This is a genomic window from Rhodobacteraceae bacterium LMO-JJ12 (assembly GCA_021555075.1).
In the GTDB taxonomy this organism is placed as follows: domain Bacteria; phylum Pseudomonadota; class Alphaproteobacteria; order Rhodobacterales; family Rhodobacteraceae; genus JAKGBX01.
The window spans coordinates 707,772-726,830 of the sequence record JAKGBX010000002.1; the positions used below are offsets into that span (position 1 = coordinate 707,772).

Annotated in this window: 15 protein-coding genes; 11 read left to right on the top strand and 4 right to left on the bottom strand. The window is 58.7% G+C overall.

All coding sequences use genetic code 11. The features are described from left to right. Nucleotides 1–24: 24 nt before the first annotated feature. From LZG00_15460 to LZG00_15470, 3 genes are read right to left on the bottom strand one after another with little or no spacing between them, the layout of a single operon-like run. Nucleotides 25–3,066 (bottom strand): efflux RND transporter permease subunit, encoded by a 3,042-nt coding sequence (locus LZG00_15460; protein MCF3595391.1) that lies wholly within the window; start codon nt 3,064–3,066, stop codon nt 25–27. Between the two features lie 10 nt (nt 3,067–3,076). Continuing rightward, nucleotides 3,077–4,120, bottom strand: coding sequence for an efflux RND transporter periplasmic adaptor subunit (locus LZG00_15465; protein ID MCF3595392.1), 1,044 nt, complete (start codon nt 4,118–4,120; stop codon nt 3,077–3,079). Then, entirely contained in the window at nt 4,117–4,608 is a 492-nt protein-coding gene (locus LZG00_15470; GenBank protein MCF3595393.1) for a MarR family transcriptional regulator, read from the bottom strand. Before LZG00_15470 ends, LZG00_15465 begins: the two co-directional genes overlap by 4 nt. Before the next feature lie 989 nt (nt 4,609–5,597). Between LZG00_15470 and LZG00_15475 the strand changes: the two genes are divergently transcribed. The 4 genes from LZG00_15475 (at nt 5,598) to LZG00_15490 (ending at nt 11,257) form a co-directional block, all read left to right on the top strand. After that, nucleotides 5,598–6,563, top strand: a complete 966-nt coding sequence (locus LZG00_15475) for a TAXI family TRAP transporter solute-binding subunit (GenBank protein MCF3595394.1) — start codon at nt 5,598–5,600, stop codon at nt 6,561–6,563. Between the two features lie 139 nt (nt 6,564–6,702). Next, entirely contained in the window at nt 6,703–9,330 is a 2,628-nt protein-coding gene (locus LZG00_15480; protein ID MCF3595395.1) for a TRAP transporter permease, read from the top strand. A gap of 14 nt (nt 9,331–9,344) precedes the next feature. Next, nucleotides 9,345–9,767, top strand: coding sequence for a universal stress protein (locus tag LZG00_15485; GenBank protein MCF3595396.1), 423 nt, complete (start codon nt 9,345–9,347; stop codon nt 9,765–9,767). A gap of 167 nt (nt 9,768–9,934) precedes the next feature. Next, a complete protein-coding gene (locus LZG00_15490; GenBank protein ID MCF3595397.1) occupies nt 9,935–11,257 on the top strand; it encodes an aspartate aminotransferase family protein in 1,323 nt (440 codons plus the stop codon). Nucleotides 11,258–11,269: 12 nt separating this feature from the next. On the opposite strand, the gene LZG00_15495 is transcribed toward LZG00_15490, so the two are convergent. Further along, entirely contained in the window at nt 11,270–11,752 is a 483-nt protein-coding gene (locus LZG00_15495) for a MarR family transcriptional regulator (protein ID MCF3595398.1), read from the bottom strand. Between the two features lie 135 nt (nt 11,753–11,887). Between LZG00_15495 and LZG00_15500 the strand changes: the two genes are divergently transcribed. The 7 genes from LZG00_15500 to LZG00_15530 all read left to right on the top strand — a co-directional run bounded on the left by LZG00_15500 (nt 11,888) and on the right by LZG00_15530 (nt 19,059). Continuing rightward, a complete protein-coding gene (locus LZG00_15500; protein ID MCF3595399.1) occupies nt 11,888–12,925 on the top strand; it encodes a cupin domain-containing protein in 1,038 nt (345 codons plus the stop codon). Then, on the top strand, nt 12,922–13,620 hold the full coding sequence (locus tag LZG00_15505) for a fumarylacetoacetate hydrolase family protein (GenBank protein MCF3595400.1): 699 nt from the start codon (nt 12,922–12,924) through the stop codon (nt 13,618–13,620). Before LZG00_15500 ends, LZG00_15505 begins: the two co-directional genes overlap by 4 nt. A 28-nt stretch (nt 13,621–13,648) precedes the next feature. Further along, nucleotides 13,649–14,872 (top strand): 3-hydroxybenzoate 6-monooxygenase, encoded by a 1,224-nt coding sequence (locus LZG00_15510; protein ID MCF3595401.1) that lies wholly within the window; start codon nt 13,649–13,651, stop codon nt 14,870–14,872. A gap of 139 nt (nt 14,873–15,011) precedes the next feature. Then, nucleotides 15,012–15,782, top strand: coding sequence for a crotonase/enoyl-CoA hydratase family protein (locus tag LZG00_15515; protein MCF3595402.1), 771 nt, complete (start codon nt 15,012–15,014; stop codon nt 15,780–15,782). A gap of 3 nt (nt 15,783–15,785) precedes the next feature. Next, nucleotides 15,786–16,259 carry a MarR family transcriptional regulator gene (locus LZG00_15520; protein MCF3595403.1) on the top strand — a complete coding sequence of 158 codons (474 nt, stop codon included), beginning with the start codon at nt 15,786–15,788 and terminating at the stop codon, nt 16,257–16,259. A 30-nt stretch (nt 16,260–16,289) separates the two neighbouring features. Next, nucleotides 16,290–18,107: a feruloyl-CoA synthase gene (locus LZG00_15525; GenBank protein ID MCF3595404.1), complete on the top strand. Its 1,818-nt coding sequence runs from the start codon at nt 16,290–16,292 to the stop codon at nt 18,105–18,107. A 79-nt stretch (nt 18,108–18,186) separates the two neighbouring features. Then, entirely contained in the window at nt 18,187–19,059 is an 873-nt protein-coding gene (locus LZG00_15530) for an amidohydrolase family protein (GenBank protein MCF3595405.1), read from the top strand.

Consider the following 19,059-nt stretch of genomic DNA (forward strand, 5'->3'; position numbering starts at 1 on the left):
CATGGTTGGCAAACAAGCGCGCACCTAGGTGACTTCATCTCTGTGCGCGCTGCGTGAAAAAAGCAAATCATAGAGGACCGGCGCCGCAACCAGCGTTAGGATCGAGGCAAAAGCCAGCCCCCCCATAATGGTGATCGCCATCGACACGAAGAACGCATCGGTAAGCAAGGGTGCCATGCCAAGGATCGTGGTGATCGCCGCCAGCATCACGGGGCGCAGACGCGACGTGGACGCGGTGATGATCGCTTCGCGGAGCGCCAGCCCCTCTTCTCGCACAAGGTCGATCTCCTCGACCAAAACGATGCCGTTCTTGATCAACATGCCCGATAGGCTCAGCAGGCCCAGAAGTGCTGTAAAGGTGAACGGCATGTCTGTGGCTAGAAGCGCGATCACCACGCCGTTGACGGACATCGGCACCAGAAGCCAGATGATAAGGGGTTGGCGTAGAGCGTTGAACAAAAGGATCGAGATCAACACCATGATCAAAACCGAGACCGGAATCTGCGCGCCCAAAGCTGCTTGCGCCATACGCGAACTCTCGTATTCGCCACCCCATTCCATGCGGTAGCCCACCGGCAGCGAAACCGATTCAACCACGGACTGGATCTCGGCCTGAACCTCGGCCGCGGTCAGTCCCGGCGGAATGTCGGCCTCTATCGTGAGTGTCAGTTCGCGATTGCGGCGATGCACCAAGGTGTTCTGCACCTCATACTCCATCCCGTCAATCATCTGCTCGATCGGGAGAACCTCGCCCGTAGTTGACGAAAACACCACCAGGTCGATCAACTCCAACCCACTATCGCTTGGCAAGCGGGTTATGATGGGGATTTGCCGATCACCTTCACGATAGACGCCCGAGACTGTCCCGTCCGTTGCCAATTGCAACGTTTGCGCCACGTCTTCGCGGCTGATGCCGGCGGTCTGGGCACGTTGGGTGGCGTAGACCGGTTTCAACACCAGTTCCTGCTCTCTCCAATCCGTGCGCATATCAATTAGATTGCCTGAGGCCCCTTGCATAACCTGCTGCATTTCGGATGATAGCAGGCGCAATGTGTCCGGATCCTGCCCCGAAAGCCGCAGCTGGATCGGAGCACCGCCGCCGGGGCCAAAGACCAGCCGCTTGGTGCGGAACTCGCCCGTAGGGAAGTTGGCGCGGCCAAAGCTGTTTAGCTCTTCCCTCAATGGGGGAATCTGATCCAGCGTTTCTGTCTGAATGATCAGGTGGCCGTAGCTGGGGTTTGCCTTTTCGGCTTCGTAAGTCAGCATGAACCGCGACGCGCCTTGACCAACGAAACTGGCAACAGATTTAACCTCGCCGCGCTCGGCGAGCCAGGCTTCCATCTGGCGCAGGTGATCAGACGTGGTGTGAATGTCAGTTCCCTGAGGTAGTTTATAGTGCACGAAAAACATCGGCGTGTTGCTATCAGGGAAAAACGCCTGTTTGACCTGACCGAAGCCCGTAAAACAGACCACGGTCACGACCGCCAGCACGACGATCATCAGCCAGCGCAGGCGTAGGGCAAGCCGCAGCGTCGAGGCATAGGCGCGGAACATCCAGCCGCTATAGGCGTCATCCTCACCATCTTTGCCCTGCTTGAACAAGTAATGACCGAGAAGTGGCGTCACTGTCAGGGCCAGCACCCAGCTGAGCAATAGCGAGATACCGATCACCGCAAACAGCGAGAACAGAAACTCGCCGGTCGCATCCGGCGACAGCCCGATCCCGGCAAATGCCATAATGCCGATCACCGTGGCCCCCAGAAGCGGTATCTGGGTTTTGGCCGCTGCATCATCGGCGGCTCTGTGGCTGTTTTGGCCACGCCGCATGGATATCTGCATACCTTCGGCAACCACAATGGCATTGTCGACAAGCATACCCATGGCGATGATCAAGGCACCCAGCGAGATGCGCTCCATCTCGATCGAGAACAGCGCCATGTAAAACAGTGTTCCGACAACAGTCAGCAACAAGGTCACGCCCACCACCACAGCTGCGCGCCAGCCCATGAAGATGACCAACACGAGAACCACAATCGCGACCGACATGGCGAGGTTCAGCAGAAACGCGCTCGAGGCTTCGTCGACAACCACATGCTGCTGATAAATCGGTTCCAATGTGACGCCGTGAGGGATATTGCTGTCTAGCTCGGCCAGCCTTGCATCGGCGCGACGCCCGACTTCGACAATGTTTTCGGTCGATAGCCCGGCAACACCGAGCGTAAAGGCATCCTTACCGTTGAAACGCACCATCAGATCGGGCGTGTCCTGCCGGTCTCGGTGAACGCGGGCGAGATCGAACAAGTTGATGACTTCTCCACCCGACCCAATCGTCAGTGACGCGATGGACTCGACAGAGTCCGAGCCGTCAGGAGCCTGGATGATGGTGCGAACCCCGTCTGCACCACGAACGGATCCTGCATCGACTACCGAGTTGGCATTGGCCAGAGCGCTAATGATTGACGTTGGAGGCACGCCCTGATTGACAGCCAGCGCCATATCGGGCTCGATAAAAATGGCCTCGTCCGGCAGGCCTTTCACTTCGACATCGGCCACCCCGTCGACAGTGAGCAACTCACGCCGCAGGAACGTAGCAAGCTGGTGTTTCTCGGCGTCGGAAAACCCCTCGGCCGTAACCGCGTAGTAGATTCCGAACACGTCGCCAAAACTGTCGTTTACATAGGGCTCGCTCACCCCAGCGGGCAGGAAGCGGGCGGCGTCGGAGACCCTGTTGCGAAGTTTTGTCCAGATCGGCGGCAACTCTTCCCCGCCAAATGTCGAGAACACTTCAACCGTGATCAGCGATATGCCGGGTTGGTTCATCGACGTGATCTTGTCGACTTCACCCATTTTCTGGAGCGCCGATTCAAGGGGTTCGGACACTTCGATCGCTACTTGTTCAGCGGTGGCGCCAGGGTATTGGGTGGAAATCACCACCTGTTTAATGGTGAAAGCTGGGTCTTCCAGACGGCCAAGTGAAGTGAACCCCCAAACCCCGCCAAACAGCGACCCGAGGATGATCAACCACGTGATCAGCGGCTTTTCGATCGAGAATCTTGCAATGCTCATGATCCGCTCGTCAATTCCCGAATCCGGCAAACCTGCGGACTTTCTCACCGTCTTTCAACGCCGCGCCACCAGCTGCGACGATCTCGCTTCCAGGTGCCAGTCCCGCGATGACAAAGATGCCTTCACCAGGAGTCGCAGCAACCTCAACAGTGACCTTTTTCAACGTGCCTTCACTGGCGCCTTTGGGCGAGAAGATCAAAACACTGGTTTTTCCTTCCTCATCGACAAAAACAGCCGTCTTTGGCAACCTGATCTTACCTTGGTTTTCACCCTTGATAGTGGCGATCACAGTGGTCGACGCACCGGGAAGGATGCGCAGGCCCTCGGGTGGAGTCATGCCCATCGTCACCCGGTAGGATTGGCCAACTTTGGAAGCCTCGGCATTGAACTCGCGAACCGACAAAGGAAATAGCTTGTCGGAAGCCGGAAAACGCGCTTGAATTTGCACATCCTGTGCAGCCTCGGCTTGTAAGAACAGAACTTCTGGGATGTCGACTTCAACACGGATCTCGGACATGTCATGCAACCGCACAACGGGCGTCCCGGCCGCTATGGTGGTGAAATTGGCAACATCACGTGCCGCTACAAGCGCATCGAAGGGTGCCGTCAACGTGGCGTGCTTTAGCGCGTATTGGGCATTTTTGACTGCGATCTCGGAAATTGCAGCCTGCGTTATTGCGTCATCGATGGCCACTTGACTGACCGACGATGTGGACAGTTGTTGCAGTCGCGCCAGCGTCCGGACGGCCTGCTCCTTTTGCAATCGAGCTTGGTTCAAAGCAAGTTCAAAACTCTCCAGATCCAACCGCGCGACAAGCGCACCGTGTTCCAGCTCTGCACCTTCGATCACCGGAACTTCGACCAGCCGCCCGCCAACTTGAAAGGCCAGATCAACTGTTTGCCGCGCAACGACGTGTCCAAAAAACTGCCGCGTCACTTCTCCTGCACCTGATGTAGCGGTGATGAGCTTAACTGGTTTCAACGTGTCTTGTGCCAAGGCTGGCAGCCCGGCAGAGATCATTAGGGCGAGTGCCATAGCGGCAGCGTGTTTCATTGACATGGTTTTAGTCCTTCGGGCAAACCACCCGCCTTAATGTTACCGGCAACTTTCTGCATCAAGGATGCGATCGTTGCTGTTTCATCGCGCGTTAGGCCCGACACTTCGGCGAAAATCTCGACGGCCCGGGCCATCAACGCATGCCGTTTCTCAGCCCCCAGTTCTGTCAGGCGCAATTGCCAGGCGCGGCGATCCGTCGGGTCGCGCTCACGGGAGATCAGGCCCTTTTCCTCAAGTCCGTCGGCGATAGCGGTCAGTGTGGAAGGTAAAATCTGCATCTCGCTGGCCATGTCTCCCATCCGGGTGGGGCCCGCAAGGTTCACCAGAAGTTGACGCTCGTGCTTGGCCAAGGCAGGTGTTACATTTATAGTGTCAACGACCTCTTCAACCTTCCAATAGAGCAGGTAGACGCCCATCAGGACGTTCAGTTCGGGCGGCAGGTCTGCTTGGAGGTCCAGACGGTTTGTTGGCTTGTGGGATGGCATAGTCGTTCCTGTTCTACCATCTCGTTCATATACTTCATTTTATGAACCATACAATATGCGAAATACCCACCAGTCCAAGTTTTTTTGGCACCTAGGCAAGGGCCCTTACGGCGCAATTGGATTTCAATAGCTAGATGCCTGCTGCTAACCGAGCATCCATTTGCAAAAATGGTCGCGATATTCCGAAGCATGTGGCTAGCATTTATTGCCGAGAGCGACCTGCGCACAAAGCCGTCGTTGATCTCGAAAACCATAATGGCAGCAAAGTCCGCATTGCAGCCCTTGAAGCAACCAAGATACTGCGCATTGTATCGAACGGTAGCTTCAGGGAAGCTGCAACGCAGCTTATGATGATCTGGCCAGCGGCGCGTTTGGGCGCTAAGCGTCAGTAATTCTAGCCATCTTTGTCGCTGCTTACACTAATTTCCGGGATGCTATGTGCGGCTTGTTGCTCCACAGCGGTGAGATACTGTACTGCCAGCCCCCCAATTGGCCCCCCCAATGGGTCGCACTGGAAAGCGTCATGTAGAATAGCAACAATAAAAGAGGGTATCGGACACTATGCTACATGTAGCTAGAGTTATGACGTTCCCACCGTCCGCACCACCACAATTTCTCAGCGCCAATCTGTTTTGGGGCGGTGAATTTCGCCGGTGCGATTGCCCGTGTTTCGGGCGGAAAATACCTTGAGATGGCGAATCGCGGCGAGGTGAAAACAGCTTTGGTTCAGGGCCGGGAGAAGGACGGTCTTGTCGTCAATTCATACGAAAACCTCAAGAAACCCGCGGACGGGGCCTTCTAATCGGGCGGAAGAAAAGCAAATTTCGGCTTCTGGCTTTTGGGTGTGGACAACCGGGTGTGATGGCGCGCATTCTGGTGCGTGACCCAGCTTTGCGCCGCAGAGCGCGCGGGTAGGTGGACTGTGCCGCATTTGAGCAAGTGCGCGGTTCGCCGATGAAAATACCATTGAACAAGGGAGACGAACCGAGATGAAACTCAAAGTTATTGCAGCCGCTGCTGCGGGCCTGATGGCCATGAGCCCGGCTCAGGCCGCAGACCAGCAATTCGTGTCAATCGGCACGGGGGGCGTCACCGGCGTCTATTATCCGACCGGCGGCGCGATCTGCCGTCTGGTCAATAAGGACCGCAAGGAGCACGGCATCCGCTGTTCGGCGGAATCGACCGGCGGCTCGATCTACAACATCAACACCATCCGCGCCGGCGAGTTGGAGTTCGGCGTTGCCCAATCGGACTGGCAGCACCATGCCTATCACGGCACGGCAGCTTTTGAGGATCAGGGCAAGTTCGAAGGTTTGCGTGCGGTGTTCTCGGTGCATCCCGAGCCGATCACGGTTCTGGCGCGATCCGATAGCGGCATCACGAACATCAACGACGTGAAAGGCAAACGCTTCAATATCGGCAACGCAGGTAGCGGCACGCTGGGCACCTGGGAGGTTCTGGAAGCGGCGATGGGCTGGGAACGTAGTGACTTGGCGTTGGCAGCACAGCTTAAATCCTCGGAGATGGCCGGCGCGCTTTGCGACAACAAGATCGACGGGTATTTCTTTGCGGTGGGCCACCCTTCGGCATCGACGCAGGAAACCATCGCATCATGCGACGCGCGTATTACTCCGGTTGAAGGAGCCGAGATCGACAAACTGGTCGCAGAGCGCCCTTATTACCGCAAGGCGGTGATCCCTGGCGGTATGTATCCCGACCATCCTGATGACGTGCCGACCTTTGGCGTTGGTGCGACTTTTGTAACCTCGGCAGATGTTTCCGACGAGGTGGTCTATATCGTGGCCAAGGCTGTGATGGAAAACCTTGACGATTTCCGCAAGCTCCACCCGGCATTCGCCAATCTGAAAGCCGAAGAAATGGTCAAGGACGGACTTTCGGCGCCGCTGCATCCCGGTGCGATCAAGGCCTATAAGGAACTGGGCCTGATGGAATGATACCAATTGAGCGGGGGCTTCGGCCCCCGTTCTTGCCTTAACGATACACCAAGACATCAAGACGCCGGATACGGCGCGAAAGCTCTAGATCGACAACCGGGCCAAACCGGGCGAGGAGTGAAACCAACGGGGGTATGACATGAACAGCGAAGAGACCGGTGGCACGCAACGCGTGGCCGATGCAAAAACCTTTGCCGCAGATCTGGATGTGGGCGCGCGCAGCCCGCTTGGATGGCAAGGCACCGTCATTGCCGCAGTGGCGCTGCTCTGGTCTGTTGCGCAGGTCTATAACGCGTCTCCCATGCCCTCGCTTATCGCGCAATGGACGGGGATGAACTGGCTCTATGTCAACTCCAATGTCGAGCGAAGCCTGCACCTTGCTTTCGGGCTCACGCTGGCGACACTGGCCTTTCCGATGTTCAAGTCGAGCGCCCGCGATTATATCCCATGGTATGACTGGCTTCTGATTGCGGGTGGGTTGTTCTCGACGCTTTATCTGATCGTCAATGCTTCGGCTATCGGTGACCGCTCTGGCCTGCCGACAACGATGGACCTTGTGGCATCGGCTATCGGGCTTTGTATTCTGCTGATTGCCACCTACCGGTCGCTGGGCTTGCCGATGGTGATCGTGGCCTCGGTATTCCTGCTCTACGTCTTTTTTGGGCATGCCGAGTTCTTTCCAGACGCGATGCAGTGGAAGGGCGCAAGTTTTGGCAAGGCGATGTGGCATTTCTGGATGCAAACCGAAGGCGTCTTTGGTCTGGCGCTTGGCGTTTCGGCCTCGATGGTGTTCCTGTTCGTGCTATTCGGCTCGTTGCTCGAAAAGGCGGGCGCGGGGAATTACTTTATCAAGTTGGCCTTTGCGCTGATGGGCCATATGAAGGGCGGTCCGGCCAAGGCGGCCGTGGTGGCAAGCGCCGCAACCGGTTTGATCTCGGGCTCGTCGATCGCCAATACCGTGACAACCGGCACCTTCACCATACCGCTGATGAAGCGGGTCGGGTTCTCGGCGGAAAAGGCCGGAGCGGTTGAAGTCGCATCGTCGACCAACGGACAGCTGACGCCGCCGGTGATGGGGGCCGCGGCCTTTCTGATGGTCGAATATGTCGGAATTTCTTATCTGGAAGTGGTCAAACACGCGTTTCTGCCTGCGATCATCAGCTATATCGCGCTGGTTTATATCGTGCATCTGGAGGCCGCAAAGATGGGTCTCGAAGGGCTGCCGCGCTCTGGCCCCGCTCGCACGGTCGTACAGCGGCTGATGAGTTTCCTTTTAGGCGTTATCGTTTTCTGCGCGCTGTCGCTGGCTGTCTATTACGGGCTGGGATGGCTTAAGCCTCTGCTCGGCGCGTGGTCGCTTCCTGGCATGATGGTGGTGTTTGTCCTGACTTATCTTGTGATGTTGAAATGGGCTGCGGGTTATGAGGATCTGACTATTGACGATCCTAGCGCGCCGTTCACTGAGTTGCCTGAACCGGGGCCGGTGGCGAAGACCGGGGCCTATTACGTGTTGCCTGTGGTGGTCTTGATCTGGAACCTGATGATCGAACGGCTTTCACCCGGTCTCTCGGCGTTCTGGGCGACGCTGGCGATGATTTTTGTGATGCTGACCCAGCACCCGCTGAAAGCGATGTTTCGCGGCACCGGCGGGCAGACATGGTCGCAAGGCTGGAGCGAGTTTATTGACGGGATGATCGCTGGTTCGCGCAACATGATCGGCATTGCCGTGGCCACGGGCACAGCCGGGATCATCGTCGGCACCGTGAGCCTGACCGGCGCGCACCAGGTGATTGGCGAATTCATCGAGGTGATTTCGGGCGGCAATCTGCTCTTGATGCTGATCTTCGTGGCGCTGTTCAGTCTTGTGCTGGGTATGGGTCTGCCGACCACGGCGACCTATATCGTTATCACGTCGCTGATGGCGCCTGTGATCATCGCAGTCGGCGCGAAATCGGGTTTGATCGTGCCGCTGATCGCGGTGCATATGTTCGTGTTCTATTTCGGTATCCTTGCGGATGACACGCCGCCTGTCGGGCTTGCAGCCTTTGCCGCGGCGGCGATTTCCAAGGGTGATCCGATCAAGACGGGCATCATCGGCTTTTCCTATGACGTGCGCACGGCGATCCTGCCGTTCCTGTTCATCTTCAATACCGAATTGTTGCTGATTGACGTGACGCCGTTGAAGGCGGTGTTTGTCTTCATCATTGCGGTGATCGCCATGATGCTGTTTGCGGCAGCGACACAGAACTGGTTCCTGACGAAATCGAAGATGTGGGAAAACCTGGCGTTGTTGTTGATCGCGTTCACGCTGTTCAGGCCGGGCTTCTGGCTCGACATGGTGGATGAACCATGGCTGAAGAAGGAACCAGCGCAACTGATCGAACTGGCCACGTCAGCCGGGGATGATGCCAGCCTGCGGGTGGTGGTTTCGGGCGAGAATTTCTCCACTGGCAAGCAGGTTACCACCACCGTGCTGCTGCCTCTGGGGGCCAAGGCCGATGGCGATGGCGCCGCCCGGCTCGACAAGAGCGCGGGAATCGCGTTTCGCCAGGAGGATGATGGCCGGGTCTATGTCGACAACCTGAAATTTGGCGGCGATCTGCAGCAACGCGGCATTGATTTCGACTGGGAAGTTCTGGCTGTGGAGGAAGAAGCCGTCCGCATGCCCAAGGAACTGTTCTACATCCCGGCGCTGGCGCTTCTGGCGCTGGTGATGTGGTTGCAACTGGGGCGCGCACGGCGCCGTGTGCAACCTCTGGCGGCGTGAAGGGAGTTGGAACAATGAAAACCATACTGTTACCGATTGATCTGTTTCACGAAAGCGGATGGGAAAAGACCATCGACCATGCTGTCTCGCTGGTCCGGGTGCATGGTGCGAAGCTGCATGTGCTAACCGTGATCCCCGACTTTGGAATGTCGATGGTCGCCAGCTACTTCCCCAAGAGTTTCTCTGAGAACGCAGTGAAAGAAACGCGCGCAACGCTCGAAGCTTTCGTGCAAAAACATTTGCCTGAGGATATCGACGTTGAACTCCACGTGCGCCATGGCACGATTTATGAACAGATTATTGCCATGGCGGATCGGGTGGATGCCGACATGATCGTGATGGCCTCGCATCGTCCCGAGATGAGCGACTATCTTCTGGGGCCGAATGCCGCGCGCGTGGTGCGTCATGCGCGCCGATCAGTCAGTGTGATCCGCTAGCGGGGGGCGGATTTTCGCAGAACATTCGATGGCACGGATAGTGTTCGGGGACAATTTGCACCACCCCGACCTGTGACTCTTGTCAGACAGCTCACAATCGGTTCGACTGTTCGTCATAGGCGTCACGGCACACCCCGCACGCGGCGCGATGCAACAAGGATAAGCCCATGTCACATGTATTTCCCCGTTACATCAAGGCACCGCCCCCCAAGGCCGTCGCGGGCGATGGCTGTTATCTGATTGATGCAGCGGGCAAGCGGTATTTTGACGGCTCGGGTGGGGCGGCGGTTTCGTGTCTCGGGCATTCTGACGAGGGCGTGCGCGAGGCGGTCAAGGCGCAGCTTGATCAGCTCGCCTTTGCTCATACCGGGTTTTTCACTTCGGAACCTGCTGAGCAGTTGGCCGGGATGCTGGCCGAGCGCGCGCCCGAGGGGCTTGACCGGGTCTATTTCGTTTCCGGCGGGTCGGAGGCAGTGGAGGCCGCGCTTAAACTCGCGCGGCAATACTACCTTGAGATTGGAGAACCCAAGCGCCACAGGATCATTGCGCGCAAGCAGAGCTATCACGGCAATACGCTGGGGGCGCTGGCGGCGGGAGGCAATGAATGGCGCCGCGAGCCGTTTGCGCCGCTGCTGATCGAGACTTCGCTGGTCTCGCCATGTTTTGAGTATCGCGGGAAAGCCGAGGGAGAGAGCGCGGAAGCATATGGGTTGCGGGTGGCAAACGAGCTGGAAACCGAAATCCTGCGGCTCGGACCAGAGAATGTAATGTGTTTCATTGCTGAAACGGTGGGCGGGGCGACGGCGGGCGCAATCACGCCGGTGCCGGGGTATTTCAAACGCATTCGCGAAATTTGTGACCAATATGGCGTGCTGCTGATCCTTGATGAGGTGATGTGCGGGATCGGTCGAACCGGGAGCCTTTTTGCCTGTGAGCAGGAGGCGATTTCCCCTGACATCGTGACCATCGCCAAGGGGCTGGGTGCCGGATATCAGCCGATTGGCGCGATGATGTGTCAGGGTCGGATTTATGACGCGATCTCGGGCGGCACCGGGTTTTTCCAACATGGGCATACCTATCTCGGCCATGCGTCGGCGGCTGCGGCGGGGGTGGCTGTGCTCACCGCGATTGAAGAACGCAATCTGTTGGCCAATGTGCGTGACAAGGGAGAGAAGCTGCAAGCGGCGTTGGAAGCGAGGTTGGGTCAGCACCCGCATGTCGGCGATGTTCGCGGGCGCGGGCTGTTTCGCGCGGTCGAATTCGTACAGGATCGCGACAGCAAGGCGCCGTTTGACCCGGCAAAGGGGGTGGCCGGGCGGCTGAAGAAAGCGGCGTTTGAGGCTGGATTGATCTGTTATCCGATGAGCGGCACCATCGACGGGCGTATCGGCGATCACGTTTTGCTGGCGCCGCCCTTTATCATGGAGGATGCGCATGTGGATGAGATTGTGGACAAGCTGAGCGCAGCAATTGATGCGGTGATCGGTTGATCTTGCCTGCCGTTACTGCATCGATGCCCGGGCTTTTCCTTGAGGTTGGAGCGGTGCGCGTGAGCGGGCGTTTCCCGCGGCCGTGGTTTTTGACAAGAGCGCCATCATCTGGCTTTTTTCAGATTGGTCGAGGCCATTGAGGATGTCGTCTTGCAGCGCGCGAACGACCGGTTTGATCCGCTCAAGCAGCGCTTTGCCATCGGACGTTATGGCCAGAGCGCGGGCGCGACCATCGGTTTTCGACTGTTTGCGCATGATCAGGCCCTTGGCTTCCAGCCGGTCGACCACGCCACCGATTGTTGCCTTGTCATAGGCGATTGCACCGGCGAGCTTGGACTGTCCGACGCCCGGATTTTCGAGAATTGTGGTGAGCGCGGCATATTGCACCGGGGTGATTTCGGCATCGATCTCGGCCATTCGTTCGGCAAACACCGCCATTGAAATTTGATTGAGGCGGCGGATCAGATGCCCGGCCATGTCGTGTATTTCGCTCATCTTTCGTTTCCTTTGCTGCGTTGCAGTATCGGGTCTTGCGATTAGTATGCAATCAAAATTGACGCTGTGCGATATAGTATGTATGCATACCATATAACCTGTAATTGATACAATGCATGCTTGATGGAGGACGAAATGGGGGGAACTCTGGGTACGCTGGAAGAGCTGCCGCAGGACTATCGCGACGACATGGCGAAAGCCGGGGTTGCGCCGCTTTGGCCGATGATGCGCAATGTATTGCCGCACGGGCGCCCGCAGCCGCAGACGCGCGCGGGTTATTGGAAATATCAGGCGATACGGCCGCTGCTGATACGGGCGGGAGAATTGACGCCGGTGGAAAAGGCCGAGCGCCGGGTTTTGGTGCTGAGCGATCCGGGGCGTGGCGCCGGGGCGATGCAGGCGACCGCTTCGATTTATCTGGGGTTGCAATTGTTGCTGCCGGGCGAGACGGCGCCGGCCCATGTTCACACGCCTTCGGCGGTGCGGATCGTGGTTGAGGGCAAGGGCGGCTATACGGTTGTCGATGGGGAAAAGCTGCCGATGGAAGAAGGCGATCTGGTGCTGACGCCGGGGGGTGAATGGCACGATCATGGCCATGAGGGAAGCGAGCCGGTGGTTTGGCTCGATGCACTGGACCTGCCGTTGTTTTATTATCTCGAAGGGTCGTATGCGACGGAAGGTCCGCTACAGGCACAGCGCAATCGGCCCGATGCGAGCCAGGTGGAATATCTGTCGAGCGGTCTTGCGCCGTCGCGCAAGGTGGGTGCGGGTGTGCGCCGCTATCCGATGCTGCGCTATCCTTGGGCACGCACAGAGGCGGCGCTGCGCGCGTTGCTCGGCTTTGGCGGCGAGGCAATTGCCGAGCTTGATTATGTTAACCCCGAGACCGGAGCGGATGTGCTTCCGACGATGGGTTTCACTGCGATGATGCTGCCGGAAGGTGGCCGCGAGACACCGCCGCTCAGATCGTCTTCGGCGGCGTTTCACGTGGTCAAGGGACGCGGGCGAAGCCGGATCAATGGTGAGGTGTTTGAATGGGGCGCGAAGGACACGTTCACCGCGCCAGTTTTTGCCGAGATCGAGCATGAGGCCGATCAGGAGAGTTTTCTGGTGCGGGTGCATGACCGCCCGTTGCAGGACCGACTTGGATATTATGAGGAACGCGCACGATGAGCGACTATCTGTTTGAAGCCCCCGAAGTTTTTGCCATCCCGGTGCGGGGCGAAAGCGGCCTCTATCCGGTGCGCCGGATTTTCTGTGTCGGACGCAACTATGCCGCCCATGCCGCCGAGATGGGCACGGAAGTGGACCGCGAGGCGCCTTGGTATTTCACCAAGTCAGCGGCGCATGGTGTGTTGAGCGGGGCGGCGCAGCCCTATCCGCCGGGGACGCAGAATTATCATCACGAGATGGAGTTGGCGTTCACCATCGGCAAGTCGGTGTTTCGGGGCAACGCGCAACAGGCCGCCGCGGCGATCTATGCCTATGGCTGCGCGCTCGACATGACACGGCGCGACCGCCAGCAGGACGGCAAGGACACGCGCCGCCCATGGGATCTGGGCAAGGATGTGGAAGGCTCGGCCGTATTCGCCGAGATGACCAGGACAGCCGATTTTGGCAAGGTGGCCAACCAACGCATCCATCTGGAGGTGAACGGCGAGAGCCGCCAGGACGCGACGCTGGAAGAGCTGGTGTGGAGTTGTGAGGAGGTGGTTGTGCATCTGTCGAAGTTTTATCACTTGGCGCCCGGTGACGTGATCATGACCGGCACGCCTGCCGGGGTCGGGCCGGTTGTAGCCGGCGACGCGATCACCGGCGGGATCGACGGTTTGGCGGATATTGCATTGACCATCGGCGATCCGCAATAGGATTGGCGTCGGCCGCAAGGGGATGGGCATGGTTGAAGAGCGGGTGATCATTGCGGGCGGTGGCATTGGCGGCATGGCGACCGCAATCGGGCTGGCGCAGAAAGGTATCCGCTCGGTCGTGTTGGAAAAATCCGCGCGTTTCGACGAGATCGGTGCGGGTATTCAGCTGGGCCCGAATGCGTTTCATGCCTTTGACTATCTTGGTGTTGGCGATGCGGCGCGCCAAATGGCGGTCTATATCGACAATCTGCGGCTGATGGATGCGGTTTCGGGTGACGAAATCACCCGGATTCCGCTGGATGAGGCGTTTCGCACGCGGTTTGGCAATCCTTATGCTGTGGTGCATCGCGGCGATCTCTACGGTGTCTTTTTGCGTGCAAACGAGGCGCATGATCTTGTGGAGTTGCGCACCAATGCGGAGGTGGTGGACTACGCGCAGGAGTCCGACACGGTCACGGCCATTCTGGCGGATGGGGAGCGTATCGGCGGCCGGGCGCTGATCGGAGCTGATGGGCTATGGTCGAACATTCGCAAGCGGGTGATAGGCGATGGCGCGCCGCGCGTGTCGGGCCATACCACCTATCGCAGCGTGATTCCTGTCGAGGATATGCCAGAAGATCTGCGCTGGAACGCGGCGACGCTCTGGGCTGGGCCGAAATGCCATATCGTGCATTATCCGCTAAGTGGCTGGAAGCTGTTCAACCTGGTGGTGACCTATCACAACGATGCCGCAGAGCCGGTTGCCGGGCTATCGGTGAGCCACGACGAAGTGCGCCGCGGGTTCGAGCATGTCGCGCCGGTTGCGCGTCAGATCATCGAAAAGGGTAAAGACTGGAAGCTCTGGGTGCTGTGCGATCGTGATCCGGTGATGAATTGGGTCGATGGGCGGGTGGCGCTTCTGGGCGATGCGGCGCATCCGCAGTTACAGTATTTCGCCCAGGGCGCCTGTATGGCGATGGAGGATGCGGTTTGTCTGGCGGCAGAGATTGAGGGGCGTCTGAACGAGGTTGATGCTGTCTTGCAGGGCTATCAGGAAAAGCGTCGCTTGCGCACGGCGCGGATACAGCTGCAAAGCCGCGAGATTGGCAGTCACATCTATCACCCGTCCGAAGCCCACGCGGCGCTGCGCAATGCGATCATGCGGGCGAAAACGCCGGATGATTGGTACGACGAAATCGAGTGGCTCTATGGCTCCAGCGGGCTGGAGGGGGCGGTTTCGTCCGAAACTCTGCGGGCGGCGCGCGCCGGATAGCGCGGAACCGGGGCGCTGCCCGGGACCTCGGAATATTGCAGGAAAGATGAAAGAGAAGCGCGCCGGAAAAGAATCGTTGCGCGAAATTAGATATGAATAATAATAATTATTGAAATTACCGAATTAGTGGGGGGTGGCCATGACGCAAGATATGCTTTTGATCGACATTGAGGGCGGGGTGGCGACGCTCACCATGAACCGCCCGGGCAAGCGCAACGCGATGTGCGATGAATTGCTTGCGGCGCTGGACCGGTTTTTCACCACGCCCCCCGAAAGGGTGAAGGCGGTGATCCTGACCGGAACAGAGGGGCATTATTGTTCGGGGCTTGATCTATCCGAGCACAAGCAGCGCGATGCGGAAGCCACGATGCGCCATTCGCGCGGATGGCATGCGGTGATGGACCGAATCCAATATGGCGGTTTGCCGGTGGTGTCGGCGATGGAGGGCGCGGTGATCGGAGGCGGGCTGGAACTGGCCACTGCGACGCATGTGCGCATCGCCGAGCCGTCGACGATTTTCCAACTTCCGGAGGGGCGGCGGGGCATCTATGTCGGCGGTGGCGCGTCGGTGAGGGTCGGGCGCATTCTGGGTGCCGATCGGATGATCGAAATGATGCTGACCGGACGCAAGTTTGGCGCCGAGGACGGCTTGGGGCTGGGTCTTTGCCACTATAGCGTGGCCGCCGGTGAGGGGCTGGCCCTTGCGCGGGATCTGGCAGGCAAGATCGCCAGCAACGCGCCGCTGTCAAATTACGTGATGATCCAGGCACTGAGCCGGATCGAGGATATGGACAAGGCGGGCGGGCTGTTTACTGAAAGTCTCTGCGCGGCGCTTACGCAGACCAGCCCGGATGCGATGGAGGGGCTGGCGGCTTTCCTGGAGAAACGTCCGCCGAGTTTCGGGGCCTGAGCCATGGGCGAGCCAGAGGTTAAGCCGCCCGAAGCGGAGCAGGTTAGCGATACGGCGCTGCGTGGATTTGTCGGGTATCATATGAAGCGGGCGATGGCGGTGTTGCAGGCCGATCTCAACCGCGCGCTCAAGCCGCTCGGGCTTCGGATGGTAACCTATTCAGCGTTGGTGATGATCGTTGAGAATGCCGGGTTGCGCCAAGCGCAGCTGGCCGATGCGCTGGCCATCGAGCGGCCCAATCTGGTGGTCATTCTCGATGAGTTGGAGGAACGAGGGTTGATCACCCGCGACAAGGTGCCGAGCGATCGGCGCGCCTATGCTTTGAACCCGACACTGAAGGGCTGCACGCTGTGCGAAGCGGCGAAGGCAGCGAACCGGGCGGATGAGGTGCGGTTGTTGCGGGGGCTGGAGGATGAAAAACGCGCGACGGTAATCGAGGTGATGAACCTGATCGAGCGCGGCGGGAGATCTTCGTAGGAGGGGGCGCATGTTGGGAGGAGCAGCATCATGAAGAGAACAACGCGGTTTGAACCGCATGACACTGAACTGACACGGCGCGCTGATGGCAGCCTGCTCTATCGATCGAAACGAACGATGGGTGAGGTAGCGGCGCGTACTGGGGATTGGCTGCATCGCTGGGCCGGGGAGGCGCCTGAGCGCGTGTTCCTGGCTGAACGCAGCGGCGCGGGCTGGCGCGAGGAAGGCTACGGCGCGGTGCTGGAGCAGGTGCGCGCGGTGGCGCAGAGCCTGTTGGCACGCGGGCTCGATGGTACCACACCGATCCTGATCCTGTCAGGAAACGGGGTGGATCATGGGCTGCTCGCGCTGGCGGCGCAATATGCCGGTATTCCAGCGGTTCCTGTGGCCGAGCAATACTCGCTGATCCACGGGGCGCACGGGCGGTTGCGCCATGCGATCGAGTTGGTGAAGCCGAAGATGGCCTATGCCGTGGACGCAGAGCAATATCGCGAGGCTTTGGACTTGCCGGAGTTCGAGCAGATCGAGATCGTGGCGTCGCGGCCTGGAGCGCGCGCCGGGGTGACGCCATTCGCGGAGCTTCTGAAAGGAGATGCGGGGGCTGATGTGGACGCGGCATTCGATATGGTAACGCCCGACACAATGGTGAAAATTCTGCTGACGTCGGGCTCGACCTCGTCGCCCAAGGGGGTGATCACGACGCATAAGATGATGTGCGTCAACCAGGCACAGATCTTCGATTCACTGCCGCAGTTGAAGGACCGGGTGCCGAGGATCCTGGATTGGCTACCTTGGAACCATGTCTTTGGCGGGTCGCATAATTTCAACATGATGCTGGCCAATGGCGGTTCGTTTTACATCGATGATGGCAAGCCGGTGAAAGGCTTGTTTGAACGCACTTTGGAAAACCTGTCGATGGTTACCGGCACGCTGAGTTTCAACGTGCCGGTCGGCTATGGGCTGTTGATTGCGGAATTGAAGACGGATGCGGCGCTCAAACAACGCTTCTTCGAGGATCTCGATATGATCTTCTATGCCGGCGCGTCGCTGCCGCAGGATATGTGGCAGGCGCTGGAACAGATGGCGATGGAGGTGAAGGGCGAGGTGCCACTGATGACGTCGAGCTGGGGGCTGACCGAGACGGCGCCGGCCGCGATGTTCCAGCAGGAGCCGACCGATAGCGCAGGGCGGATCGGTGTGCCGATGACGGGGATTGATCTTAAGCTGATACCGGACGCTGATATGCGCTGTGAAGTGCGGCTGCGCGGCCCGTCGATCATGCCTGGCTATTTTGAGAGCCCGGAGAAGACCAAGGAGGCCTTTGACGATGAGGGGTTCTTTATCACGGGCGATGCGATGCGGTTTGTTGATCCTGACAATCCCAACAAGGGCATGAAATTTGATGGGCGGATTTCGGAAGATTTCAAACTGAACACCGGGACTTGGGTGCGTGCGTCGCTGTTGCGGCTTGAACTTCTGGTGTTGCTTGCGCCGCTTGCCGCTGATCTGGTGGTCACAGGCGCAGACCGGGAGCAGATCGGTATCATGATTTTTCCCAACATGGGTGAGCTTGAGAAAGCGGGTTATTCAGTTGAAACCGAGGCAGGTGCGATAACCGACAGGCTTCTTCTGGGTGAGGTTCACCGCAGGCTTGCGGAGAGGGCGCGCGAAGTGTCGGGCACTTCGGTGCATGTCGGGCGGGCGCTGCTGCTGGCCGAGCCGCCCGATATGGGCGAGGGCGAGATGACGGCCAAGGGCAACCTCAATTGCCACCGCGTGCTGGAGCGGCGCGAGGTGCTGTTGGAGCGGTTATATTCACCAAACGATGCGGCGGTTGTCACTGTCTGAGTGGCGGCTGACTGCTGCTAGAAAATGTTGCTTGCTCCGGGTCTGACCAGGGGCGGTTTGCGAAGAGAAGGAGACGAACATGGTCGACATCAGCAAGATGCGTGCAATCGACATTCACACCCATGCGGAAGAGCCGTGCGGCTGCCATTCCGATGATGGCTATGATGATCTGCAATCGACGATGGCGAACTATTTCGGCGCGCCGTGGAAACACCCACCGACGGTGCCGCAGACCGCCCAGCACTATCGTGAACAGAACATCGCGGCAGTGATCTTCCCGGTCGATTCCGAGCGTGAGACGGGGTATCGGCGCTATAAGAACGAAGAGGTGGCCGAGCTTGCGGCAGAGAATGACGATGTGCTCATTCCGTTTGCCTCGATTGACCCATGGAAGGGTAAAATGGGGGTGCGTGAAGCGCGCAGGCTGATCAAGGATTTCGGGATCAAGGGTTTCAAGTTTCACCCGACGATGCAGGGGTTCTGGCCCAATGACCGGATGGCGTATCCGCTCTATGAAGCAATCGCCGAGGAGGGCGGCATCGCGCTTTTCCATACCGGGCAGACGGGGGTTGGGTCGGGCATGCCGGGGGGCAATGGGATGCGGCTGAAGTATTCCAACCCGATGGTGATTGACGATGTGGCGGTGGATTTTCCGGACATGAAGATCATCCTCGCGCATCCCAGCTTTCCCTGGCAGGAAGAGGCGCTTTCGGTGGCCCAGCACAAGCCGAATGTCTATATCGACCTTAGCGGCTGGTCACCGAAGTATTTCCCTGAAATCCTTGTAAAATACTGCAATTCGATTTTGAAGAAGAAGGTTCTGTTCGGCTCGGATTGGCCGATGATCACGCCGGAGCGGTGGTTGAGCGATTTTGAAAAGATCGCGATCAAGGACGAGCTGCGCGAGGACATCATCAAGGGCAATGCGGCGCGGCTTTTGGGTTTGAGCTGA